The following is a 21,812-nucleotide window of genomic DNA, read 5'->3' as shown; positions in this document are numbered from 1 at the left end:
GTCTTCTATCCTTTCCAAACGACATCTGCAACGCTGATTTGCTTCGGAATCAATTCCAGGTTGTAAAAGGTGTCGGCAATTTGCTGTTGCCCTTTCACAATTTCATCCGTGAGAGGCTTAACCCCATACCCTCTACGGGTTTCTGCCAATTCCAATGACGGTATATCAATGCCTAACTCGTCTGACAGGAACGAAGCGACTTCAGAGGGATTATCTTCTGCCCAATTGGCAGTCGTTCTCAGTTCTTCCAGAATTTCCTCAATTAAGTCTGGGTTTTGATCCACATAGTTCTGCGTAGATAGGAAATAACCGTGATTGGCAACCAGGTCTTTGCCATCCACTAAAATTCGAGCATTGGCGGAGGTTTCAGCCGCAGCCTGAAACGGATCCCAAATTACCCAGGCATCGACGCTACCCTGCTCAAACGCCGGTCTGGCATCACCCGGAGGCAAGTAAGCCGTTGTAATGTCGCTATATTCTAATCCTGCCTCTTCCAGTGCCCGTACCAGCAGATAGTGAACATTCGATCCTCGGTTCAGGGCAACGGTTTTGCCCCTAAGATCCTCTACGGTTTGAATTGGAGAATCTTCCCTGACCAAAATGGCTTCCGCAGACCCTCCGACTGGCTCATAGGCAACGTAAACCAGGGGGGCATCTGCCGCCTGAGCAAAGACGGGGGGTGTTTCTCCGGTGTAGGCGAAGTCAATGCTGCCCACGTTGAGAGCTTCCAGCATTTGGGGACCCGCCGCAAATTCTGCCCATTCCACTCGAACGCCTTCTGGTTGCAATTTCTCTTCCAGCGTCCCTTGATTCTTCAGCAGGTTCAGTACCGTTGAAGATTTCTGATATCCCACTCGCAAAGCGCGATTTTGACTAGTGGGCGCAGCCGAATTGGGAGAACTGGCAACCGTCGAGGAATTGGTTCCAGGATTGCAAGCTGTCACCAGCAGGCTGAGTCCTAATCCCACCACAAATAGGGTAGAGAAGGCTCTCAGTCTACGTTGTTGAAAGAGTGAACCGATGCGATCGGCAACACGGGAAATCAGGTCATATTGGTCAAGATTGAACATTCAGCTTCTTCCTCTCATTTCGTCTCAAGTTAGATAATGGGAATGTCTTATATGGGTTCATGAACTCGATCGCCAGACAATCTCTGAAACATTGACCGATTTGGGAATCAGGTCAAACTCGTAGAACACATCAGCAATCTCTTGCTGTTCCGCCACCATTTCATCGCTCATCGGCTGAAAATCGTAACCCCGTCGTTTGGTTACGACATCCAGGATGGGAGCTTCAATGCCCAGAATTGGTGAGAGAATGCTCACTACTTCATCCGGATTAGCATCTGCCCAGGCTGAAACCTCCTGGGTTTCCTGCTTGATTGCCTCAATCACATCGGCATTGTCATCCACGTAGGAGTTGACCGCCAAATAGAAATCTCGATTCGCCACCAACCCATCGCTATCCCGAATCACCCGCACATCCGCCTGCTCCTGCGCCGCTGCATAAAACGGGTCCCAAATTACCCAGGCATCAATTCCTCCCTGTTCAAATGCCGATCGTGCATCGGCGGGAGAGAGATACACCGACTCAATATCATCCAGCGTCAGCCCTGCGGTTTCCAATACCCGCACAATCAGGTAATTAGCACTGGAACCCTTGGCATACCCAATTTTCTTTCCTGCCAGATCAGCAACGGTTTGAATGGGTGAATCGGCTCTGACCAACACTGCCGAACTGCGATCCTTAGGTGTGCCTCCCCCGATATAAACCAAAGGTGCATCCGCTGCCTGGGCAATTACGGGCGGAGTGTCTCCTGTGCGTCCAATGTCAATACTCCCTACGTTGAGGGCTTCCATCATCGGAGGTCCCGACTGAAACTCTGTCCATTCCACCGACACGCCCAGCGGCTCTAACCGTCTCTCTAAGCCACCTCTTGCCTTAACCAGCGTAAACGGATCAAATTTTTGATGCCCAATCCGAACAACCCGATCGACTGCGATTGGTGAAGCGGTAGAATCAACCTCAGCCTGGATTGAAGCATCAGGAGTACAAGCGGCTAGGGTCAGCGTTAACCCTAAGCCCACAGAAAACAAGAGCAAAAATGCCCGACGCGAGAATTTATCTCGTCGAAACTGCCATTGCCCAATTCTATTGAACCGCACCTTAAAAAACTGACGAACCTGACTCATCCTTACTATCCTCCCTGGAGCTTTGCCGCGACGAAACCGCTTGATGCGATCGAAGTAGGGCTTTTCCCAGCGATTGTTTTGAACTGAAAACTAATTGTAAGATAAAATACGGTAAATCGGTCAAGTTACCGTATTTGTTTAAAGGAATATCTCACACTTGCGATCAAAAATCAAGGCTTTCAGCCTGAACAGAATCTTGTTCCAGGGAAATGTGCCGTTGAGGATTGCAATATTGCAATAGGGAATCTGGGTCAATCTGAATTGAAGGAGCCAAATCATGTCAGACGCATTCAAAGCTGTGAGCGACTCTCTGAGCATTGTTGGGCAAGTTACCCCCGAACAACTTCAGCAAGCTGCCCAGCAGGGATTTAAATCCGTATTAAATTTGCGATCGCCCAATGAACCCGGTGTACTGTCTGACGAACAGCAGAAGGCAGCGGCAGCCGGATTAGAATACGCCAACGTGCCGCTCAACAGTTCCAATGCAACGGCAGAAGGGATCGCCAATGCCTTGAAAGAACTGGAAAGCCTACCGAAACCTGTGCTGGTTCACTGTGGAGCAGCGCAACGGGCAGGCGGGATCGCGTTAATTGCAACGGCTCTAAATGAGGGGTTGACGATCGAGCAAATCACCGAAAAAGCGAATGAATTGGGACTATCCCCAGAGCAACCCCACTTGAGAAAATTTATCTCAGAACAAAATTCAAATGATTAAAGACAAAGTTGTGATTATTACCGGCGCATCATCAGGGATCGGTGAAGCAACTGCGAAATTGCTTGCCAGCAGAGGCGCTAAAGTCGTATTGGGCGCGCGTCGTGAGCACCAATTGAAACAGCTAGCTGATAAAATTCAAAACGCTGGCGGACAAGCAGTCTATCAATTGATGAATGTGGTTAATCCATCGGATAACGCTGCGATCGTCACGCTTGCCCAGGAAACATTTGGACGGGTCGATGTTATTTTCTTGAACGCTGGCATCATGCCAATTTCTCCACTTTCTGCATTGAAAACGGATGAATGGAATCAAACCGTTGATGTCAATATCAAGGGTGTACTCAATGGTATCGCTGCGGTGTTGCCAACGTTTATTAGCCAAAAGTCTGGGCATATTATCACAACTTCATCGGTTGCTGGATTAAAAGCTTATCCAGGTGGTGCAGTGTATGGTGGGACGAAATGGTTTGTACGCGATTTCATGGAAGTTCTCCGCATGGAGTCGGCCCAAGAGGGAACGAACATTCGGACTGCGACCATTTATCCTGCTGCAATTAACACTGAATTGTTAAATCAGATTACCGACCCAGAGGTGGCTAAGAAAATGGCAGTGTCGCATGAGGAATACAGTATCTCACCCGATCGAGTCGCCAATGTTGTGGCGTTTGCAATCGACCAGCCAGAAGACACAAACGTGAACGAATTTACAATCGGCCCAACCACGCAGCCTTGGTAAGGATAGTGCGGGTGCTTAGGCAGTTGCTAAAACTAAATCTCTTTCTCTCGCCCGCTCTGAACATTGCGGTGATGGATACTCGATCGCCTTAGCAGAAATCCATGTCTTGTCCGACGTTGACGAACGGTTTTCCGAACGCGCTTCACTCCACTCAAGGTCAAAAGAGTTAGCCCTGCACCCACTAAACCCAACTGCCACAGCCCACAGCCGATCGCGGCTCCCAACCCTGCGGCAGCCCAAATGGATGCAGCCGTTGTTAATCCTTTGACCTTGAATCCCCCACCTTTAGGCGACGCGGGTTGCAGAATCAATCCAGCCCCCAAAAATCCGACTCCTGTTGCGACTCCCTGAATGGTACGGCTGAGAGCATTCGTCGAGGCAAAGGTGCTATCTCCTTCTGCCTGTAGCGGAATCAATACAAAAAAGGCGGCTCCCATGCTGACCATCATGAAGGTTCGCATTCCAGCCGATCGACCTCCCTGCTGGCGGTTATAGCCAATGGCCCCTCCGACTAGTAACGCCAGTGACAGCCTGAACAACAGAGGCAACCAATCTCCTGGGGTAATAAACATATGGCTCATCGTTCGCCTCCCGATCGTGAGTGATTAACAAATGGGTCTAAACCCTGCTGGTTAAAAGAAATGCTTTTGTGGCTTTTTAACCTGAATGCAATGCAGCAAAGCTTTGACAGGTGAAGCTTCTTCTATCGATCTACCTGCTCAGATTATCTTAGTTTAAGCTTAGGTTAAAAACAAGTTAAGAAAAGATCAAAAAAAAGGAGTGTCAAAACATACTCCTCTGAGTCCAGCTAGGTTGGTTGAAGCACCGTTGACAGGAAGGGGAAGACGAATGGAAAGCTTGCTTTAAACTGGGATTCGATCGTCTATATCGTCTATACTGGTGCGATCGGTTTGGGAATTAATTCATAGGGCGGGCAAGATGCCCACCCCACAAGAAGCTAGATTACTGAAGGGTTGGTTTGAAACTTAGAGCAGCTTAGCATGGGTTAAATTTCGTAATGCCAGAGCCGTTCTTCGTGAACGATGATGCGTTTGAGGGGTAAGCATTCGATCATGCCGTTCTGCTGTAGTTGATTAAGCGTTCGCGTTACGGTGACACGAGTTGCCCCGATCGCATCGGCTAAGTCAAGATGGGTAAATCGTAAATCGATGAGAATTCCCTGTTCAACTTCTTGTCCAAACCGCTGCGCTAACCAGGTTAGAAGTTGAAGCAGCATGAAATCCACTCGCTTATAACTGCGAATCTCCATCAATGCTTCAGCCTGGTGCAGATGATTCAGCAAGATTTCTGAAAAATTGGTTAAACCGGTTAGAGGTATGGGGGTTGCCTCAACTCGGGTAACACATTCAAGCTGGTAAGGTTCACGGCTGGAGAAGGGTTTGCCGACTGTACTCCCTGCTCCCCAAATACCCAGAACCACATTCGTGCCATCCTCCAACCAGGTCATGCTGCGAACAATCCCAGATTCAATCCGCCAAACCTGATCAGATTTTGGAGGCAAAAGCGATCGGGCTGTAAAGTGCTGAGTCGTGCGGTCTAGGGGGCGAGAAATGAAGTGTGAGGAAATCGTCATAATATCTCATTAACAAACGCTGCGTTGATCAGATTCAAAGACAGGAGCGTACAAACAACAAGCTTGCCACCGTCCCTGCACAGGCACATTCAACATTCGACAGCCACCGCTTTGCTGTCGATCGGATTGATAAAAGCGGCAATGCCAGCAACGCAAGGGTTGAGATGAGTTTGCTTTCATTCTATAACCTAATAAAACGGTAATCCGACTGACTTACCGTATTTTATTGATAGAACTCTAACACGGGGTAGGGAGAAACGCAAGGAAGATTATCCTGAGAATCTCAGCAAATCACCCTCCGTTTAATCACTTCTCTTTATTGTTTTAAGAAAAAAGAGTATTTGTTTCTATCAAACAAATTCCATAGACTAAGAGTAGATTTCAACGTGCGAGTCACAAGTCAGTCCTATGCTAAACCATCTCCGCCAAGAGCAGATTCAACGAGGGCAGCGCGATCGAGATGCCGGATTACTGCCAAGGTTGCACGAGCCGGCCTATCTGGAAGGATATTTGAAGGGTAGACCAGAAGGACTGGATAGCACTGTGCAGTATTTCTCATCATTAGAGGAGTACCTCCTCTGGAAAACTAGACGCTAGTACCTGAGAGGAGCATGGGAGCATTCCACTGATGTCAATTGATCGATAACTCAGTAATTTACAACTTTACAACTCTTGTGGGGTGGGCATCTTGCCCGCCCAGTCAATGAGGCAGAGTAATCGTACGGATAACTTAATTCACAATTCTAAGAATGATTTGAGAACCGTTGAATAGTTTTCGGTGGGCATTGCCCACCCTACTTTTTGAATTGATCTATTTATTCATGAATTGGTAACAAACGAATGAGTTCTTTTCAAGATAGAGCATCGTGATCGATTGCCAAAGATCGATCGGCTCTATCGGCTTTTGAGTGCCTTCATTCATCAATTTGATTTATGGGTTTGAAAAGAAAGAATATTTGCTTCTATCAGTTGATCTCTATACATTGAAGTCATGTTCTAAAGCGTACAGATAGAAACAGCCGATCGCTTTAGTTGAATTAAGTACCCCACAAATAGAGTTCATTAGGACAAAACCGCTTATGGATTGGTTAATCGCTACAGCAATGACCGGAGTGGCTGCTGCCGTTGCAACAACGTTTGATGACAACATTTACCTGACCCTATTTTTTGGCAAGGTTAATCGCACTTTTCGTCCTCGCCATGTTGTCATTGGTGAATATGTTGGATTTACTGTATTAGTTGGTATCAGCCTGATTGGTTTTTTGGGTGGTTTAATGGTCTCCCATATGTGGATTGGTCTACTAGGATTCCTACCCGTTTGTATTGGGATTAACAGTCTACTCAGTCGTGAAGATGACTCCGATACAATCCAGGCGGTTTCTGAGAGTGTCTCTTCCCAACGAACAAGAGTAAAACCTCAAAAGAAAACCTTGCTAGCAACATTACGCGACCCCCAAACCTATCGAGTGTCTGCGGTGACAATCGCCAATGGCGGCAACAATATTGGAATTTATGTGCCGTTATTTGCGAGCAGTACGCTACCCAAGTTAAGCATTATTGTGTTGATTTGTTATTCAACAATTGGGCTTTGGTGTTTCCTTTCTTATCACTTAACTCGCCAGCCCAACATTGCCTTTTTCTTGGCTCGCTGTGCCCGAAAAGTATTTCCGTTTGTTTTAATCTGGCTAGGACTTTCGATCGTTATGGATAATGAGTCCTATCGGTTGTTTTTCTCGTTCTAGAGACTAGCTTCGATCGCTTGTTGAACAGGTCAGAAAATCAATCAAAGAAATCAATCAAGGAATCATTGTTTGAGGCGAAAGTACATGGAAAACTTACTGGAATTGATCAATCCACAAACGGTTCTACTCATTGCTGCGATCGTGGTTTCGCTGCTGGTACTCCGGTTGCTGTTCAAGATTCTGACCTCTGGATTTGGAATCATTCTAGCTATTGCAGTGGTTGTTCTAGGAGTCAACTATTTTTTCAACATTACCCCCGGACAGTTGTGGACTGAAGTGGGTCATTTACCACAGGATTTTTTTCGATTGGTGCAGAATGTTCAATTGCCTGAGCTAGGCACAGTTTTGCTGGGGTTGTAATTGATTCGATGGACTGTAAATTGGCAATTCGATCGGTGATGCAGCACTTCTGATTCGTTGACTGGGCAGGCAGAATGCCCACCCCACAAGCATCAAAAAACAATGCGATCGAAGAACTGGCGATCGAGCAAATGAGGAGTATCAAGGGGATTAAATTTCAGCGGGAGAGGGAAGGCTTCTAAAAACGGTTCAGGATTCCATTCCAGCGGTTGCCAATGAGTATCGATCGCCTGGATCACATCTTCCCAGTTTGTTTCCTTGCTGCGCTTCTGGCTATAGGTCACTAGGGTTTTCAGTCCAACGCCACGGTAAAAGTCCCGCATGCGTTGATCAATAATCTCTGTCTCATCCTCCAGGTTAACTCGCGTTGCGCCCTTGCGCCGACTTCGCAAATGTAAACAGGGAATGTTGTAAGCTTCCGCAATCACAAGTCCATGCAAACTGGTGCTGAGAATCCGCTTGCAGGATGTGATCTCCTTCACCTTTTGTTCGATCGCATCAAATGTAGGTTCAGTGAGAGTATTGATGATGCGGATAGTGCTTGATAACTCAGGCGGAATTCTATACCGTAAAAACGCCTCATGGGTGGAAGCTGTTGCAGACAGTTCAGACAATTCTGTGAGATGAACCACGACACCTAGCTCATACTGCTTCTTCTCCGATGGTTCAATGATAGAGGGCAAAAACCACACCGGATCGCCGTATACATCCGGAACCTCAATGCCCTCTCGTCTGAAGGTATGGGAACTCACAGGGCCGCGCAGGGCATGAACCACGAAATTGGTATTGGGGGGACGTTGATAAAGCCTGAATTGAGGATGAATCGGATTTCGAGATGCATCCACTCCCGTACCCCAAAGATGCACCGTTCCCCGACTAAAATTTTGCCCAATTGTACCCACACAAGCAAACCGTTCGGAGTTTGAGTCGAAGTGGCGATGGACGATCGGCAATCCAGATAAGGCACTCACAATCACTGGACTCAGGGCATCTCCTAAATTCGCGTAGGGACGGTTTAGGGTTGTCGCCACCCAGCAAAGTGGAACCGACGGAGTGACATAATTGGTAGCCCACCGACGAACCTGGTTTCTCCATCTCCTGCGATAAGTACCATTAACCTGTTTGATGATTTTGGCTGACAGTTCTAGTGATCCATTCGCAGAATCATTGAACTGTAAATTGATTGGGGAGAGCGCAGAGATAGATTGAAAAAACTGACCCATAAAGGAATGGATCAGGGGATGCTGATGAATCATATAGGAAATGAAGTAAAAGAAATTAAGAAAACTAACGCTTGCGGAGTTGTTTCGCCAAACGATCGCCCAAAAATTGAGTAATCTGCACTAACACGATTAATAGAACAACGGTAATTAACATCACCCTAGTATCGAATCGTTGATAACCATAGCGAATGGCTAAATCCCCCAATCCACCACCACCGACAACCCCTGCCATTGCTGAATAGTTCAACAAACTAATTACCATAATGGTGGCTCCCAAAATCAGGGAGGGAAAGGCTTCTGGAATCAATACCTTGAGAATAATTTGCCAGTAGCTACATCCCATGGACTGAGCAGCTTCAATCAATCCCCGATCGACCTCCAGCAACGAGGTTTCTGCCACTCGGGCAAAAAAAGGAATCGCCGCAAGGGTGAGAGGAACCAGTGCGGCGGTACTGCCGATCGTTGTACCCACAATCAGACGAGTCAGGGGAATAATCGCAACCAATAAAATAATGAATGGAAGCGATCGACCCACATTGACGATGGCTCCCAGTGACTGGTTTAGACTGGGATTTTCTAATACGCCGCCTGCGTTGGTGATTACGAGCAACAATCCCAGAGGCAAGCCGATGACCGTTGCCAACACCGCAGAAACGCCAACCATGTAGAACGTTTCAACCGTTGCCCGCCACAGATTTTCTAATAGAACCGCTTCCGGCATTAGTTCACCTCCACACTCACATCCAGTTCACGCAGATATTCCAGGGCAGACTTTACATTGCTTCCAGACAATTCAACCTGAAATTGCCCAACTCGCTGCTGACTCACCGTTTCAATGCTGCCGTTGAGGATGCTGACATCCACATCAAACTGGCGCACCAGATGGGAGAAAATTGGTTTACGAGCCGTTTCTCCGGTGAGGGCGATCGTGGCGATGACTCCACCCAGTTGGGGTTGATGTCCATTGCGATGGGGAAAGAATTCCTGCGCTAAGAGTGAACGAGGTTGAGATGCCAGATCTGATACTCGCCCTTGCTCGATCACTCGCCCTGCTTCCAGAATGGCAACCCGATCGCAAATTTGCTTGACTACGCCCATTTCGTGGGTAATCAGCAAAATCGTTAAGCCCATGCGTTGATTCAGATCCTTCAACAGTTGCAGAATCGATCGCGTGGTTTGGGGGTCGAGGGCAGACGTGGCTTCATCGGACAGTAAAACCTTTGGATCACCCGCCAAGGCTCTGGCAATGCCCACCCGCTGTTTCTGTCCGCCGGAAAGTTGGGAGGGATAAGCGTTTCCCCGTCCTTCCAGTCCCACCAGTGAGAGTAATTCTTCTACAACCACCTTTCGCTGTAGTCGTCCATAGCCCATGACCTCCAGTGGAAAAGCAATGTTCTCTGCTGCCGTCCGAGAACTGAGCAAGTTGAAATGTTGAAAAATCATGCCAATTTGCTGCCGCGCTTTTCGCAGATCCTGTCCAGAGAGTTGAGTGATCTCCTGTCCATCGACCTGAATCGAGCCAGAAGTCGGCTTTTCTAAAAGGTTAACGCAGCGAATCAGCGTACTTTTTCCCGCTCCGCTTTGACCCAATACGCCAAAAATTTCTCCGGGCTGCACCTCTAAATTAATCCCATCGAGAGCGACGATCGGCGCATCCCTGGAGCCATATACCTTGGTCAAGTCACGAATGGTAATCACAGATTCACCTCAAAAGACTTTACCTTAGAAGACTGGAACAACTGCACCCTGGTACTTCTCGTTAATGAACTCGCGGACACGGGGATCGTGCAGCAACTCATTCAGTTTTTGAATCCGAGGATCATCCTCATTCCCGCGCAGGGTCGCCAACCGTACCGCAAACCTGGCTTCATCTCCGGCTTCTTCCAGGGCGATCGCATCCTCTTTGGTGTTCAGACCGGCCTGCACCAGGAAGTTGCCTGTGATGATAGCGACATCCACATCGTCGAGCGATCGCAGCAGCGAAGGGGCTTCAATTTCCAGAAGTCTCAAGTTTTTGGGATTTTCTGCAATATCAGCACTGGTGGCCAGTTCGTCTGTCCCCTCCCGCAGGGTGATCAGTCCCTCGTCTTCCAGCAGTCTCAGGGCACGACTCCCATTGGTCACATCGTTAGGAATGCTGATCGTTGCGCCATCCTGTAGCTCGGATAAGGAACTGATTCGGTTTGAGAATGCTCCCAGGGGATTAAAGTGAACCGGATTGAGCGCGATCAGATCCATATCATGCTGCTTACTAAAGTCCTGCATGAATGGAATGTGCTGATAATAATTGGCATCAACCGCTCCCTCTTTGAGAGCCAAATTTGGCTGATTAAAATCATTAAATTCTAGAATTTCGATCGTCAGTCCAGCTTCCGGGGCAATGTTGTCTCGCACGAATGCCAAGATCTCTCCGGCTGGAACCGGAGTCACCGAAAGTTTGAGCGGTTCACTGAACTCTGATGCTTCTACTGAAGACGTAGGTGCAGCGTTCTGAGGAGAGGGGGCACAACTGGAGAAAATAACAGATGCAGAGAAGGCACTGACTGCAATTAGAAAAAATCGACGATTGAATTTCATGAATGGTGATGTTCCTCCGGAATAGAATATGACAATTAAAATGCAGGAATTACGAACAATCAAAGGAGGGAAGAACAATCAATTAAAGTATTTGTGGGGTGGGCATCTTGCCCGCCCAGTCAACAAGATCTAATCAGGTGAGAACTAGGGTGTGCTTTATAAAGGACTTGTTCAGATGTGACAGACTTTGAGATCCCCCTAAATCCCTCTTGAAAAGGGGGACTTTGACTGGTTGACTCTCGTTTTTTAAGGGAGCAGAGGGGATCGAAAGCTTTCAAAACAGAGCCTAAGATGCTGGAATGACCGACCCGTCATACGTCCGCTCAATAAACTCCTCCACCTCTGGTGAATCCAGCAACTCTGCCAGAGTACGTACGTTCGGATTATCCTCTTGACCTCGCAGCACCGACAAAACATTGGCATAGGGATTGTCATCTGCCGTCTCCAAAGCCAGTGCATCTTGACTCGGCGTTAAGCCAATCTGAATCGCGTAGTTGCCGTTAATAATGGCTAAATCGGCATCGTCCAACGATCGCGGCAGTTGAGCCGCTTCCAGTTCAACAAAGTTGAGATCTTTCGGATTATCCTCAATGTCTTGAACCGTAGCAGAAATCCCTGCCCCTGATCGCAGTGTAATCAAACCTTGGTCTGCAATCAGATTAAGGGCACGTCCCAGGTTGGTTGCATCATTGGGAATAGCGATCGTTGCGCCATCACTCACCTGATCCAGGGATTGAATTCGCCTTGAGTAAAGCCCCAGGGGTTCAATGTGAACGGGAACCACAGCGACCATATCAATGCCCCGTTCCTGCCCAAAATCCTCCATGTAGGGGACGTGCTGGAAGTAATTGGCATCAATTTGTCCGTCGTTCAGTGCCAGATTGGGCTGAACATAATCGGAAAACTCCACAATTTCGATCGCCAGTCCTGCATCGGCTGCCAGGTTATCTTTGACAAACTCCAGTATCTCCGCATGGGGTACTGGACTCACCCCAACCCGAATTGTCTCCGAAGCGGCTTCAGTTTCCGATGAAGCAGTCGGTTGAGAACCGGCACACCCATGAAGCGTGACGGATGTGGCAAAAACGCTGAACGCCACCATAAATAGGCGACGAGTTAGCTTTGATGATTGTAGATTTGATGATCGTAGCGTAGAAGTGCGTTTCATATTTTCATTCAGAATTTAAGCTAAGAGTAAAGATCTGGCTTTGGTAACTCGCCATTCAAAACCCAATTCCCGATCGATCGAATTTTGTAATCCACTGGATCATGCAGTGTAAAGACACGTAGATTTCGCCAGTAGCGATCGAAGCCATACTTTGCAGCGGTCGATCGGGTTCCCATCAGTTCAAAAATCTTGCTGGTCGTTTCTAATCCAACTTTGGTTACAAACGATTTTGCAACGGCGATCGACATGGCACATTCTCCCCGTTCCTCTAATGTGAGCGCATCACCCCGCTCCCAGATTCGCTGTGCTTGCTCGGTAGCGCGATCGGTTAAAACGGTTGCCGCTTGCAAATTCGTCCACAGTTCGCCGTAGTGATGCAAAATGTAGGGATCTTGAGTGGCTTTTTCCACACCAGAAGTAATCCAGGCTCTGGTTTGGGTCTGGGTGTATTCTTTGGCGGCTGACAATGCGCCGATCGCAATTCCCAGATAGATATTGGCGAACGTGACCTGGGTAAAACAGGCTCGAATCGTCTTAAACACTGAACCATCCGCATCGGGAATTAACAATTCATCCCGTTCTACTAACACATTATTAAACGTGATACTGCCACTATCTGTCTGACGTTGCCCAATATTGTCCCAATCTCCATGCACTACTACGCCTTCGCGCTGGGTGGGAACAATGGCGATCGTCAACCCTGCTGCTCCTTCTTGAACGGCGGTAACGGGAATTAAATCAGAATCCACAGAGCCAGAACAGAAACTTTTTGTTCCATTCAGCCGAAACCGCTGAGGTTCTCCTGCTTGAAAAGAGTCCGGCTCAGGGGTGAGGGTAACGCGGCGATCGAGTGGATTCAATCCATTACACCAAAACCAGTTATTACGAGCCGTTTGTGTATAGTAGCGTTCGCGCTGTTCTAGCGTACCGAAAATATGAGGAGCCACAACCCCCAGATGATGATAGGAGAAGATGTGGGCGATCGAGCTATCCACTTTGGCAAATTCCCGCACCAGTTGCAGCGTCGTCACCCAGGATTCACCCCATCCGCCGTACTGTTTAGGAATAATCAATTTCAGCAAACCGCTCTGCCGCAGTCGATCGCGCTCATATTGAGGCGTTCCCCCCTGAGCATCGCGCTCTACGGCTGTCGTAGCAAATTCCTGAACCAACTCTGCAACAATGGCTCGGTAATCAATCAATGGTTCGATCGCTAGCGTCATCTGACTCCCTGTTCTCCCTTAAAAATTGCAAACCCAATCTCTTTTGCCTGGTGGAATTGCTCTTGTGAGGTGAGCATCTTGCCCGCCCAGTCAGATCACTTCAATCACTCCACAACTCAAACCCTCAATGAGTCTTCATTGCGGATCTAGCACAAGTCCCTTACGAGTCCAACGCTCAACGTCCGGATCATCCTGATCCAAAACCGCCGATCGCGTCTCCAAGTCAGACTCCTGGCTTGCCTGATATTCTGAAGCCGCTTCCAAATCAACATATCCTGCCTGCCCCAAATACCAGAGGTTCGCTTCCAAAAGCTCGTACTCAATTTGTCCGATTAACATACCCCAATGGCTCCTTGGATAAGACTTTGGATGGTTTAGAAATTCTTCGTGCAAGATGATCCAACTGAAGAAACACAAGGCTCCCAACCACCAACACTGCCACTTTGCCAATAACCGAATACGGATATACATAGCTCCAGATTCGATGCCAAAAGAAATTGTTCATTCGTCACCACGTTCATTACGAAACCAGCAAATACAACATCACCCACCCGTTCGTTTGGGCGACTCCTTTGACCGAAGCAGTGATGACTCAGGCAAAAGCAATGCAACAGTGTTGAAGCCTTCTATCATCCTTTCCTCGACCAAGACTCAGTCCGAGGCTAAAATACGGTTAATCGGTAGGCTTACCGTATTTAAGATTATTCAGCATCTTGCCATAGCTACCCAGAAAAATCAAGTCCAGATATACGGTAAATTGGTTGACGTACCGTATTTAGCCGGGGCGAATCCTCCGGTTGTAGGCTCTGGTGCTTGCCCTATAAGGCTTTATGCCAGTTAGAAGTTTATAAAGATGACTGCCCCAACTTCCCTCTCGATCGTTTCCTACCTGGCTCCCAACGGGTTCTGGTTTTATCAGGCTGTGGCAGCGCATCTACAGCAGGTTTTAGGCATCCAGGTACAGCTATCCGAAAGTCGGTTTGATCCCCTTGATGACCCTGATTTAATCAACGATCGCATTGATTTAGCCTTGATCTGCGGCTTACCCTTCATTCGCCAGTATCAGCAGGCACCGCTCTATCAACCGCTCGTTGCTCCAATTATGCAGTCGGCACGATACGCCGATCGCCCCGTGTATTTTTCAGATGTGATTGTGCGTGCCAGCAGTGGGATCAAGTCATTCGATGCGCTAGCGGATAAAACCTTCTGCTACAACGATCCTGGTTCTAACAGCGGTTACAATTTGCCGTGCTATCACCTGATTCAAAAAGGATATTCACCTATCTTTTTTGGTTCCGTCTGGCAATCGGGTTCCCATCAGCGATCGATTCAGGCAGTCATCACGGGTGAAGCAGACTGGGCAGCGATCGACAGTACTGTATTGGAACAAGAACTGCGGACTGTGCCGGAGTTCGCCCATCAACTGCGGGTGATTGAGTCGATCAGTCCTTGCCCCATGCCGCCGATGATTGTGGCTCAACGGTTGGGAGGTACTCTGATTGAACACATTCGGACTGCTTTACTCAATCCTGGTGATTCTCTCAAACACACCATGACCCAGGCAGGGATTCAGCGATATGAGCCTGTCAGCGTTGAGCGGTATCAAGAACTGGCGGACGCTTATGAGGCAGTTCTCAAGGCAGGATATGCCTCGATCTTGGCTGCTGCATCCTGATAAATTTGGTTAAACAAGTTCCGTTGGGCATGACTCCCGCCGATCGCCCATAGCCTGGATAAAACAGGCTTTAATTCTGCCATTGCGATTTGCCAATCTTCCCTGGCGTGAGCCAGCAATCCCCTGGCTGCCGGAATCGCCAGTTCCGTCCACGCAGACTGTAACTGCGGCGGAATTGTCAGGGCATGAACCTGCATACTGGTGAGCATTTCCCTTGCCCGATCGCCATGTCCTGCTTTTGCTAAGGCATAAACATAATGTAAGTCCTGAAACGGTAAGGCGTGTTCATGAATGCGGGCAAACAGGTAGGGGCACAGGTGAATCCAGCGATCGCCCACTTCTACGCCCTGTAGTTCTAATCGCAGCAATAAGGCAATGGCACCGACCTGATCCTTGGGTGACGCTTTGCAAGCCCACCCCCAAACCCGCTGATCGTATAAGTCCAGTACCGTTTGCATGTCTCCCTTTGCTAGATAAAACAATGCCAGATGCCAGTAATTATGGGTATAAAGCATGGTATTGCACCGTTCCCAGGTTTCGGCAAACTGCTCCATCCATAGAATTCCTGCATCCGTTCGTCGTTGTGTCTCCAGCACATGGGCGATCGCATGATGTGCCCAGGGATCGCAATGGGTAATTTCGATCGCCCGATATGCCATCCGTTCGGCTTCCGGGAGGCGATGACATTGCTCCAAACCAAAGGCAACCATGCCATAGAGATAGGGCTGATCACCATTGGCAGATAGCACCTTCTCGGCAATGTTTAACAATCCCTGGCGATCGCCCAAATAGAAGTAGTGATACTGTCCCTGCTGCACCGCCATTAAGTCTCTAGGAAACTGCTCGGTAATGGACTCATGCAGCGCGATCGCTCGATGAATGTCTCCGACTGCCCAGGCGTTGATGGCTTGAATATATCGCTTTTCTCGTTCCGTCGTTTGGTCTGCTAGTGAATTTGCAATGTGCAGGTGGGGTTTTGCCTGTTGCCAGGTGACGGCATTCTCCTGAGCCAGGTAGTACGCCGCAGCATAGGCGTGGGCAAGGGCACAGGTGGGATCAGCCGCGATCGCATCTAGGATTGCAGGTTTTGCCATTCTGCCGTAGCCAAGGGATTGATCAGTAAAGCGGTGAATCGCGTCGATCGTTTGGGTGGAATGGGTGGTAATCCAATATCCATCACGGTTTTCTAGCATGGTCTACTCCTCACACGTTTGATTTGTACTCGAAAATGAAACACTCAAAAACCAGGCACTCAAAAACAGAGCCAGGTCAGGCTCTTGGTCAACAAACGGGCTGGCGAAACGAAACTAATAAAGTTGCGTCAACACTCGATCGATCGCTGCCCGAAATGCAGTGGCGGCTCCAGCACTCATATCACGAGGGGCACAGATGCGGTTTCTCAGATAGGCTAGCGTCACAGCTCCAATCGCTGCAATCTGGGGATCAGCCTGATCTTGTCCGCCGACTCGTCCCCACGGTAGCAGTCTCCGATCGCCATACAGTAAATAATCTGCTAACAGTCTCAGGTGCAGATCAATCGCTTCCAGAATGGTGGTTTCACAGGCTGCGAACTGTTGGACTCCAGAATTCCGCCAAACATCCCTGATTGCGGCTTCATGATTATCACTCAATCGTTCTGCGGCTTCAGCCCGATCGGAACTTGCGATATGCTCGATCGGCTCTAGGGGTTTTAAATTGGCAATCGGGTCTAATCCCCACCGTCGTTTGAGCAATAGATTATTGGTAATCGGGTCAGATTTAACGCGATGGTAGGCTGGACGCTGCTCAATTGCCCTAAACCAGGCATTTAATCGAGGAAAGCGCGAATTTCCCCGAATTTCATAGCCCCTGTATGCAGGCGCATTGGCAGCCAGGCGATCGAGATGGGGACTGTAGACAATATCCACCAAGCTGAATGTACTGAGGAAATAATCATCAGGATACTGGGTCAGAAGTTGCTCCAGGCGATCGAGGTGGGCTTCCAGGTTTGCCTGTAGCTGCGCTGATTCCTCAGTATTGGCGGTTGCTGCCCGCAGGAACTGATAGCTTACTGTGAAAAAACCACTGGTTTCTGACTCCTCAATCCACCGTCTGGCCACGGCATTCTCCTCTGGATCGGTTGGCAAAAGCGGCGGATCAGGAAACCGTTCTTCCAGAGCTAACAGAATATCCTTGGATTCATAGACCAGTTGACCCTCAATTTTTGCCGCTGGAACCAGGGCAGTAGGAACCAGATCGGTGTACCATTTGGGCTTATTGCTCAGGTCAATAAACTCTGTGTCAAAAGGGATTTGCTTTTCTTCCAGGGCAAACCAAACGCGCTCGCAGAATGGACACCAGGAATTCGTATCGCGGTACAGTAAAACGAGTGGCTTGGTATTGGGAGGAAGTTTATCAATGCTGCTAGGAATAGGGGCAGTAGAAGGAGACTGTCCAGGTCTACGGATGCGACGAACGGGCGTTTGAGATCGGGCGGTTTGTAGGAGTTCATCCCAGTTGGGTAGGGTGGCTTGGGTTAGCACGGTTTACCTCGTTGGTGGCTGCGAATAGTGAATACGTTAATTTCAGGAGGCATCATTCAATTGGACTGAGCTGTATATCTCTCTAATCCAGGCGTTGGCGGACACAGGGTTTGGCTAATATCTACCTGATATCGTCCAGTTAATCTAAATTACGGTTATACTATCGAATTACAGGAGTTAACAGGAATTAATCAAAAGAGTCACATAAAATGGCAATAAAAACAACCCAGTCATGCCCAGGCTTTTCGTTAAAATTTAAGATTTTTTGATTTTGTAATTCAGATCACTGACGGTTCAAAAGGGTCTATGGGATATTCGTTTAACCAAAAAATACTTAAAGTCCATCGGTTTACAGTATTTTAGGCTTTCAAGTTACTCTGCTCGATGCAAGGTTGTGTTTAATGGCAAAGGTTGTGCGCTGCAAAAACTGAGCAATGGGCATGAATTGTGATACTCCCGGAGTGGGCTATGTCAGAACCCCGTTATGGTATTTGGATTCCTGTGTATGGCAATTGGGGGGCAATGCACCATCCCCACGAACCGTGCGATGCCAGCTACTCCCGTGCAAAGTCGCTGTTGCTGTTAGCAGAACGCTATGGATTCACAACTAGCCTGATTGCAGAACACTTGCTCAATCCCAGAGATCCAAATCTAGATCAGCTAGAAACCTGGACAGCGGCAGCAGCTCTGGCAGAAGCCACCAGTACGATCGAAATTATTGCGGCGGTGAAGCCTTTACTGTTTCATCCAGCAGTGTTGGCAAAGATGGCACTGGGCATTGATGCCATTAGTCAGGGACGATTTGCCATTAACTTAGTTAGTGCCTGGTTTAAACCAGAATTGGAAAAATCGGGGATTCCGTTTCTGCTCCATGAGGAGCGATATCAATATTCAGCGGAATGGTTGCAGGTCGTGAAATCCCTCTGGAGCGGAGAGCGCATCACCTTTGAGGGAAACTATTTTCAGATCACGAATCTCAATTTGCTACCTCGATCGATCGCCCAACCCCATCCCCGCATTTATTTAGGCGGCGAATCTGAACCTGCCAGGGCATTAGCCATACAAGCGGCAGATGTGTTTTTTCTCAATGGTCGCCCCCTTGAGCAGGTACGAAAAACGATCGCTGCGGTGAAGCAATATCCCCGTAAACAGCATCACCCCCTGCGGTTTGCTCTGTCTGCTTTTGTCATTGCCCGTTCCACGGACGCTGAAGCCCAAGAGGTGTTTCAACAGTTGAGTGTCTATGCTGCCCAGGACGATCGATCGGAGCTAATGAAAGGGGTTGATACTGAGGTGGTCATGTTTAAACAGATGGCGCAATATCCGGGCATTGGGACAAATGGCGGAACCGCAGCCGGATTCGTTGGCAGCTATGATACAGTCGCCAGACGAATTGCTGATTTTGCCTCTGCCGGGATTGAAACCTTCATGCTGCAATTTCAGCCAATGGCTCCTGAAATTGAACGATTTGCCGCAGAGATCATACCGCGAGTGCGATTAGATCTAGTCGATCGCCTGCCAAGGTTGGTCAGTATCAATGATTAGATGATTTATGTATCTTGTGTATCGATCAACGCAGTCGATGCAATTTTTCAGCCTACAATACAAAACGTTTGACAAATCTATAGGACTGCTGAGAATATCCCTGTTTCAAGTAGAATCGATGGGCTTGTTGACGCTCCAGGGAACAGGAAATCTCAATCAATGCATCGCCGAAATCAATTGCTAGATGTTCAGCAAAACTGAGTAGTTGACCACCAATCCCCAAATTTCGATGTTCGGCATCAACACAGAATGCAGTAATCCGCATCACGTTTTGCATTGCTGGGAAGTAAAAATACCGAGTGAGGGAAATAAAGCCGATCGCCCTATCTGACAACTCATACACGTAAACAGCAGTCGTTGCCAGGTCGTTTTCCTTCAGTAGAAATTTCTCAATCTGACTTAATTCCGTGGAGTATCCCAACTGCTCCAGGAGCTCATGCAAAGCGTTTGCGTCCCTCAACTCAGCCGATCGAATCATCTCCTTATCCTTCATTTATCCGTTGTCCTGTTGCCTTTTATCCTACCGTGTGGGATACTGCTTAAAACAAATACGGTAACTCTACCAATTTACCGTATTATAAGAGCGATTTTAACTTGTCTCTACAGCAGTCAGGTAGGTGAGGAATAGTATGGGTAAACAGCTTAGATTGGCAAATCGATCGCGCTTCCTGAAACGATGGCGGTTTCCGACGTGGTTAGTGGCGATCGCCGTCATTTTCTCTTTCTCGATTCTCAGCAGTTGCACAGGCACGTCTACCACGGCAGCCGATCGTCCTGATGTGATTCGGTTGGATTATGCCTATTACAATCCCGTCAGCCTGGTTTTGCGAGAGAAGGGATGGTTGGAGGAAGAACTAGCGAATGATCAGGTGAATGTCGAATGGACATTGAGCCAGGGGAGCAACAAAGCCCTGGAGTTGTTGAATAGTCGTAGTCTTGACTTTGGTTCGACCGCAGGAGCCGCATCACTGATTGGCAAGGCAAACGGTAATCCGATCAAGGCAGTTTACGTTTATTCCAGACCGGAATGGGCGGCTCTGGTGACGACGGCAAATTCCGATATCCGAAGCGTTGCTGATCTCAAGGGTAAACGGGTTGCCGCGACACGAGGCACTGATCCCTTTATCTTTTTGCTGCGAGCCTTGGATCAAAATGGCTTGAGTGAACAGGACATTGAACTGGTTCCCCTGCAACATGCCGATGGTAAAACAGCTCTGGAAACGGGTGATGTGGATGCTTGGGCAGGGTTGGATCCGATCATGGCAACCACCGAGCTAGAAAGTGGATCGCGCCTCTTTTTTCGAGAGCCGAACTTCAACAGCTTTGGGGTGCTGAACGTGCGGGAAGCCTTTGCAGAACAGTATCCAGACTACGTAGAGCGGGTACTGGAAGTGTACGAACGGGGTCGGCAGTGGGCAGTTGATAATCCCGACGAATTGCGCCAGATTCTGGTCGAGGAATCCAATCTTACCGAGGCAGTGGCAGCAAAGCAGCTAGAGCGGACTGATCTATCACAATACGTGATTGGTGCAGACCAAAAGCAAGTGATTGTGGCGGCTGGGGACGTGCTGAAGAAGAGTGACGTGATTCCCCAGTCAATTGATGTGCAGGCTGTGGTCGATGATTTAATTGATTCGCAATACATTGAACAAGTTGCAAGGCAGTAGATTAGGCAACCATGAGTGTCCCATCAGCTCCGGAATATACTTCTAATTCCATCTCGTCGTCGTTTTCACAACGTTCTCAATCCAAGCGTCGATCGCCCCACTTAAAGTGGCTTAAAGGATTCATCCTGCCAGCAATTCTTCTGGTGCTATGGGAGATTCTGTCCCGAATGGGGTTCTTTCCCCCTAACCTTCTCCCTGCCCCCACCCGCGTATTAGAAACCATCTGGAATCTAGCAGTCACCGGAGCGTTAGTTCGCCACGTCGGGGCAACGCTGTATCGAGTGATCATTGGATTTGCGATCGGCAGTATTTTTGCTACCGTTCTGGGAGCCTTAACGGGGTATTCTCGTAATATCTACAACTATCTCGATCCCTTGCTGCAAGCCTTACGCAATATTCCCTCTCTGGCATGGGTTCCTCTGTTCATTTTGTGGATGGGAATCCAGGAATCTTCTAAAGTTTCTTTGATTGCAGTGGGGGTCTTTTTTCCGGTTTATCTCAATCTAATGAGCGGAGTTCAAGGAGTCGATCGCAAGCTGGTAGAAGTAGGTAAGGTTTATCGATTCAGCAGTTTGCAACTGATTCAGCGAATTTTCCTGCCCGCCACCTTACCGTCTTACATCGTCGGTTTGCGGAATGGGTTGAGCCTGGGCTGGATGTTTGTGGTGGCAGCGGAGCTAATGGGAGCCAGTCGAGGGTTAGGGTTTCTGCTCATTGATGGTCAAACCACTGGACGACCGAATTTGATTCTTGCCAGCCTATTGCTATTTGCGATCGTCGGTAAGCTGACGGATATGCTGCTGGCTACGGTTGGAAACCATTTTCTCAGTTGGCAAGATTCCCACGGGACACAAGGTTGAGCGAGGAAGAATT

Annotated in this window: 24 protein-coding genes; 9 read left to right on the top strand and 15 right to left on the bottom strand. The window is 48.5% G+C overall.

All coding sequences use genetic code 11. The features are described 5' to 3' along the window. Window positions 1-5: 5 nt before the first annotated feature. Window positions 6-1,070: a sulfonate ABC transporter substrate-binding protein gene (locus tag ACM1PF_RS26420; protein WP_416668906.1), complete on the bottom strand. Its 1,065-nt coding sequence runs from the start codon at window positions 1,068-1,070 to the stop codon at window positions 6-8. A 57-nt stretch (window positions 1,071-1,127) separates the two neighbouring features. Then, window positions 1,128-2,192, bottom strand: coding sequence for a sulfonate ABC transporter substrate-binding protein (locus ACM1PF_RS26415; RefSeq protein ID WP_416668903.1), 1,065 nt, complete (start codon window positions 2,190-2,192; stop codon window positions 1,128-1,130). Window positions 2,193-2,469: 277 nt separating this feature from the next. Between ACM1PF_RS26415 and ACM1PF_RS26410 the strand changes: the two genes are divergently transcribed. Further along, window positions 2,470-2,907 carry a beta-lactamase hydrolase domain-containing protein gene (locus tag ACM1PF_RS26410; protein ID WP_416668901.1) on the top strand — a complete coding sequence of 146 codons (438 nt, stop codon included), beginning with the start codon at window positions 2,470-2,472 and terminating at the stop codon, window positions 2,905-2,907. Further along, complete coding sequence (locus ACM1PF_RS26405) at window positions 2,900-3,643, top strand: SDR family oxidoreductase (protein ID WP_416668899.1); 744 nt, start codon at window positions 2,900-2,902, stop codon at window positions 3,641-3,643. Before ACM1PF_RS26410 ends, ACM1PF_RS26405 begins: the two co-directional genes overlap by 8 nt. Before the next feature lie 32 nt (window positions 3,644-3,675). Here the strand turns inward: ACM1PF_RS26405 and ACM1PF_RS26400 are convergent, their stop codons facing one another. The 3 genes from ACM1PF_RS26400 to ACM1PF_RS26390 all read right to left on the bottom strand — a co-directional run bounded on the left by ACM1PF_RS26400 (window position 3,676) and on the right by ACM1PF_RS26390 (window position 5,417). Continuing rightward, entirely contained in the window at window positions 3,676-4,224 is a 549-nt protein-coding gene (locus tag ACM1PF_RS26400; RefSeq protein ID WP_416668896.1) for an MgtC/SapB family protein, read from the bottom strand. Between the two features lie 425 nt (window positions 4,225-4,649). After that, window positions 4,650-5,237 (bottom strand): Crp/Fnr family transcriptional regulator, encoded by a 588-nt coding sequence (locus tag ACM1PF_RS26395; protein WP_416668894.1) that lies wholly within the window; start codon window positions 5,235-5,237, stop codon window positions 4,650-4,652. A 9-nt stretch (window positions 5,238-5,246) separates the two neighbouring features. After that, window positions 5,247-5,417 (bottom strand): hypothetical protein, encoded by a 171-nt coding sequence (locus ACM1PF_RS26390; protein WP_416668891.1) that lies wholly within the window; start codon window positions 5,415-5,417, stop codon window positions 5,247-5,249. Window positions 5,418-5,645: 228 nt separating this feature from the next. Here ACM1PF_RS26390 and ACM1PF_RS26385 point away from each other — a divergent pair, with 228 nt between their 5' ends. The 3 genes from ACM1PF_RS26385 (at window position 5,646) to ACM1PF_RS26375 (ending at window position 7,339) form a co-directional block, all read left to right on the top strand. Beyond that, window positions 5,646-5,834, top strand: a complete 189-nt coding sequence (locus ACM1PF_RS26385) for a hypothetical protein (RefSeq protein WP_416668888.1) — start codon at window positions 5,646-5,648, stop codon at window positions 5,832-5,834. Between the two features lie 482 nt (window positions 5,835-6,316). After that, the gene (locus ACM1PF_RS26380) at window positions 6,317-6,979 is read left to right on the top strand and encodes a cadmium resistance transporter (protein ID WP_416668885.1); all 663 of its coding nucleotides are present in this window, start codon (window positions 6,317-6,319) and stop codon (window positions 6,977-6,979) included. 84 nt (window positions 6,980-7,063) lie between these two features. Next, window positions 7,064-7,339, top strand: a complete 276-nt coding sequence (locus tag ACM1PF_RS26375; RefSeq protein ID WP_416668882.1) for a hypothetical protein — start codon at window positions 7,064-7,066, stop codon at window positions 7,337-7,339. A gap of 92 nt (window positions 7,340-7,431) precedes the next feature. On the opposite strand, the gene ACM1PF_RS26370 is transcribed toward ACM1PF_RS26375, so the two are convergent. The 7 genes from ACM1PF_RS26370 to ACM1PF_RS26340 form a co-directional block, all read right to left on the bottom strand. Further along, on the bottom strand, window positions 7,432-8,370 hold the full coding sequence (locus ACM1PF_RS26370) for a polysaccharide pyruvyl transferase family protein (RefSeq protein ID WP_416668879.1): 939 nt from the start codon (window positions 8,368-8,370) through the stop codon (window positions 7,432-7,434). Between the two features lie 256 nt (window positions 8,371-8,626). Continuing rightward, on the bottom strand, window positions 8,627-9,283 hold the full coding sequence (locus tag ACM1PF_RS26365; RefSeq protein ID WP_416668876.1) for a methionine ABC transporter permease: 657 nt from the start codon (window positions 9,281-9,283) through the stop codon (window positions 8,627-8,629). Then, on the bottom strand, window positions 9,283-10,260 hold the full coding sequence (locus tag ACM1PF_RS26360) for a methionine ABC transporter ATP-binding protein (protein ID WP_416668873.1): 978 nt from the start codon (window positions 10,258-10,260) through the stop codon (window positions 9,283-9,285). Before ACM1PF_RS26360 ends, ACM1PF_RS26365 begins: the two co-directional genes overlap by 1 nt. 24 nt (window positions 10,261-10,284) lie before the next feature. After that, entirely contained in the window at window positions 10,285-11,139 is an 855-nt protein-coding gene (locus ACM1PF_RS26355; RefSeq protein WP_416668870.1) for a MetQ/NlpA family ABC transporter substrate-binding protein, read from the bottom strand. Between the two features lie 286 nt (window positions 11,140-11,425). Beyond that, the gene (locus ACM1PF_RS26350) at window positions 11,426-12,307 is read right to left on the bottom strand and encodes a MetQ/NlpA family ABC transporter substrate-binding protein (protein WP_416668867.1); all 882 of its coding nucleotides are present in this window, start codon (window positions 12,305-12,307) and stop codon (window positions 11,426-11,428) included. 20 nt (window positions 12,308-12,327) lie between these two features. After that, complete coding sequence (locus tag ACM1PF_RS26345; RefSeq protein WP_416668864.1) at window positions 12,328-13,530, bottom strand: acyl-CoA dehydrogenase family protein; 1,203 nt, start codon at window positions 13,528-13,530, stop codon at window positions 12,328-12,330. A gap of 135 nt (window positions 13,531-13,665) precedes the next feature. After that, the gene (locus tag ACM1PF_RS26340) at window positions 13,666-13,869 is read right to left on the bottom strand and encodes a hypothetical protein (protein WP_416668861.1); all 204 of its coding nucleotides are present in this window, start codon (window positions 13,867-13,869) and stop codon (window positions 13,666-13,668) included. A 514-nt stretch (window positions 13,870-14,383) separates the two neighbouring features. Here ACM1PF_RS26340 and ACM1PF_RS26335 point away from each other — a divergent pair. After that, window positions 14,384-15,205 (top strand): phosphate/phosphite/phosphonate ABC transporter substrate-binding protein, encoded by an 822-nt coding sequence (locus ACM1PF_RS26335; protein WP_416668859.1) that lies wholly within the window; start codon window positions 14,384-14,386, stop codon window positions 15,203-15,205. Here the strand turns inward: ACM1PF_RS26335 and ACM1PF_RS26330 are convergent. After that, window positions 15,151-16,398 carry a tetratricopeptide repeat protein gene (locus tag ACM1PF_RS26330; RefSeq protein ID WP_416668856.1) on the bottom strand — a complete coding sequence of 416 codons (1,248 nt, stop codon included), beginning with the start codon at window positions 16,396-16,398 and terminating at the stop codon, window positions 15,151-15,153. The two genes, ACM1PF_RS26335 and ACM1PF_RS26330, sit on opposite strands and share 55 nt — an antisense overlap. Window positions 16,399-16,512: 114 nt before the next feature. Beyond that, the gene (locus ACM1PF_RS26325; RefSeq protein WP_416668853.1) at window positions 16,513-17,727 is read right to left on the bottom strand and encodes a glutathione S-transferase family protein; all 1,215 of its coding nucleotides are present in this window, start codon (window positions 17,725-17,727) and stop codon (window positions 16,513-16,515) included. Between the two features lie 468 nt (window positions 17,728-18,195). Here ACM1PF_RS26325 and ACM1PF_RS26320 point away from each other — a divergent pair, with 468 nt between their 5' ends. Next, on the top strand, window positions 18,196-19,272 hold the full coding sequence (locus ACM1PF_RS26320; RefSeq protein ID WP_416668850.1) for an LLM class flavin-dependent oxidoreductase: 1,077 nt from the start codon (window positions 18,196-18,198) through the stop codon (window positions 19,270-19,272). Between the two features lie 52 nt (window positions 19,273-19,324). Here ACM1PF_RS26320 and ACM1PF_RS26315 read toward each other — a convergent pair whose 3' ends face one another. Continuing rightward, window positions 19,325-19,765, bottom strand: coding sequence for a GNAT family N-acetyltransferase (locus tag ACM1PF_RS26315; RefSeq protein ID WP_416668847.1), 441 nt, complete (start codon window positions 19,763-19,765; stop codon window positions 19,325-19,327). Window positions 19,766-19,901: 136 nt separating this feature from the next. Between ACM1PF_RS26315 and ACM1PF_RS26310 the strand changes: the two genes are divergently transcribed. Then, entirely contained in the window at window positions 19,902-20,939 is a 1,038-nt protein-coding gene (locus ACM1PF_RS26310; protein ID WP_416668844.1) for an aliphatic sulfonate ABC transporter substrate-binding protein, read from the top strand. 11 nt (window positions 20,940-20,950) lie between these two features. Further along, window positions 20,951-21,799, top strand: a complete 849-nt coding sequence (locus tag ACM1PF_RS26305; protein WP_416668841.1) for an ABC transporter permease — start codon at window positions 20,951-20,953, stop codon at window positions 21,797-21,799. Window positions 21,800-21,812 lie beyond the last annotated feature (13 nt).

The organism is Egbenema bharatensis FJBBOT/2019, assembly GCF_048077055.1.
GTDB classification, from domain to species: domain Bacteria; phylum Cyanobacteriota; class Cyanobacteriia; order Elainellales; family Elainellaceae; genus Egbenema; species Egbenema bharatensis.
Note: the sequence above shows the minus strand (reverse complement) of the source record. Positions and strands in the feature narration are given on the sequence as shown.

Bases quoted from the DNA above. Each gene is read 5' to 3' on its own strand.
- ACM1PF_RS26315 (WP_416668847.1), bottom strand. From the start codon at position 19,765: ATGAAGGATAAGGAGATGATTCGATCGGCTGAGTTGAGGGACGCAAAC.
- ACM1PF_RS26420 (WP_416668906.1), bottom strand. From the start codon at position 1,070: ATGTTCAATCTTGACCAATATGACCTGATTTCCCGTGTTGCCGATCGC.
- ACM1PF_RS26305 (WP_416668841.1), top strand. From the start codon at position 20,951: ATGAGTGTCCCATCAGCTCCGGAATATACTTCTAATTCCATCTCGTCG.
- ACM1PF_RS26365 (WP_416668876.1), bottom strand. From the start codon at position 9,283: ATGCCGGAAGCGGTTCTATTAGAAAATCTGTGGCGGGCAACGGTTGAA.
- ACM1PF_RS26355 (WP_416668870.1), bottom strand. From the start codon at position 11,139: ATGAAATTCAATCGTCGATTTTTTCTAATTGCAGTCAGTGCCTTCTCT.
- ACM1PF_RS26395 (WP_416668894.1), bottom strand. From the start codon at position 5,237: ATGACGATTTCCTCACACTTCATTTCTCGCCCCCTAGACCGCACGACT.
- ACM1PF_RS26335 (WP_416668859.1), top strand. From the start codon at position 14,384: ATGACTGCCCCAACTTCCCTCTCGATCGTTTCCTACCTGGCTCCCAAC.
- ACM1PF_RS26350 (WP_416668867.1), bottom strand. From the start codon at position 12,307: ATGAAACGCACTTCTACGCTACGATCATCAAATCTACAATCATCAAAG.
- ACM1PF_RS26330 (WP_416668856.1), bottom strand. From the start codon at position 16,398: ATGCTAGAAAACCGTGATGGATATTGGATTACCACCCATTCCACCCAA.
- ACM1PF_RS26390 (WP_416668891.1), bottom strand. From the start codon at position 5,417: ATGAAAGCAAACTCATCTCAACCCTTGCGTTGCTGGCATTGCCGCTTT.
- ACM1PF_RS26340 (WP_416668861.1), bottom strand. From the start codon at position 13,869: ATGTTAATCGGACAAATTGAGTACGAGCTTTTGGAAGCGAACCTCTGG.
- ACM1PF_RS26400 (WP_416668896.1), bottom strand. From the start codon at position 4,224: ATGAGCCATATGTTTATTACCCCAGGAGATTGGTTGCCTCTGTTGTTC.
- ACM1PF_RS26375 (WP_416668882.1), top strand. From the start codon at position 7,064: ATGGAAAACTTACTGGAATTGATCAATCCACAAACGGTTCTACTCATT.
- ACM1PF_RS26345 (WP_416668864.1), bottom strand. From the start codon at position 13,530: ATGACGCTAGCGATCGAACCATTGATTGATTACCGAGCCATTGTTGCA.
- ACM1PF_RS26410 (WP_416668901.1), top strand. From the start codon at position 2,470: ATGTCAGACGCATTCAAAGCTGTGAGCGACTCTCTGAGCATTGTTGGG.
- ACM1PF_RS26415 (WP_416668903.1), bottom strand. From the start codon at position 2,192: ATGAGTCAGGTTCGTCAGTTTTTTAAGGTGCGGTTCAATAGAATTGGG.
- ACM1PF_RS26405 (WP_416668899.1), top strand. From the start codon at position 2,900: ATGATTAAAGACAAAGTTGTGATTATTACCGGCGCATCATCAGGGATC.
- ACM1PF_RS26320 (WP_416668850.1), top strand. From the start codon at position 18,196: ATGTCAGAACCCCGTTATGGTATTTGGATTCCTGTGTATGGCAATTGG.
- ACM1PF_RS26385 (WP_416668888.1), top strand. From the start codon at position 5,646: ATGCTAAACCATCTCCGCCAAGAGCAGATTCAACGAGGGCAGCGCGAT.
- ACM1PF_RS26310 (WP_416668844.1), top strand. From the start codon at position 19,902: ATGGGTAAACAGCTTAGATTGGCAAATCGATCGCGCTTCCTGAAACGA.
- ACM1PF_RS26380 (WP_416668885.1), top strand. From the start codon at position 6,317: ATGGATTGGTTAATCGCTACAGCAATGACCGGAGTGGCTGCTGCCGTT.